At 62.3% G+C, this 786-nt stretch carries 1 protein-coding gene; it reads left to right on the plus strand.

Translation table 11 applies throughout. The features are described 5' to 3' along the window. The coding region (locus CKO23_RS24955) for a terminase large subunit domain-containing protein (protein ID WP_242482719.1) at positions 1–786 on the plus strand (786 nt) is incomplete at both ends.

Consider the following 786-nt stretch of genomic DNA (forward strand, 5'->3'; position numbering starts at 1 on the left):
CAAGACGCAGTTGGCCGCCGCCCTGGCGCTGTGCCACCTGTGCGGCCCGGAAGCGGAAGCACGCGGGCAGGTCTATTCCGCTGCGGCGGACCGCAACCAAGCGGGCATCATCTTCCAAGAGATGAAAGCGTTCATCCTCGATGATGAAGAACTGCGCTCGCGAGTCATTATCCGCGACACGCCAAAGGAGCTAGAGGACGTCGAGACGGGTAGTGTCTACAAGGCGCTGTCATCCGATGCACGCAAGGCGCATGGCCTAAGCCCAAGCTTCTATGTCTGCGACGAACTCGCGCAGTGGCCCAACCGCAACCTGTATGATGCCCTCTCCACTGGTACGTCTGCACGCCTTGAACCCCTGGGCATCACCATCTCGACGCAAAGCGCCGATCCGCTGCATGTCATGTCGGAGCTTGTCCACTACGGCAGGCAAGTGCGGGATGGTGTCATCGATGACCCGCGCTTCAGCGCGCACATCTTCTCAGCGCCTGAGGGCAGCGATCCGTGGTCGGAGGACACGTGGCGGCTTGCCAACCCCGCCCTGGGCGATTTCCGATCGCTCGACGAGATGCGCGACACTGCGCAGACGGCGCAGCGCATACCGAGCCAAGAGACAGCGTTCCGCAACTTCTATCTGAACCAGCCCATTGAAGCCGACACGCGCCTGATCGCCCCGTCTGATTGGGATGCACTCGGCGCTCCCTTCGATGTCGCGTCACTGCGTGGTGCGCGCTGCATCGCTGGTCTGGACCTGTCGAGCACAAACGACCTCACCGCTATCGCGCTCTA

The sequence above is a fragment of the Thiocystis violacea genome (assembly GCF_016583565.1).
GTDB classification, from domain to species: Bacteria; Pseudomonadota; Gammaproteobacteria; order Chromatiales; family Chromatiaceae; genus Thiorhodococcus; species Thiorhodococcus violaceus_A.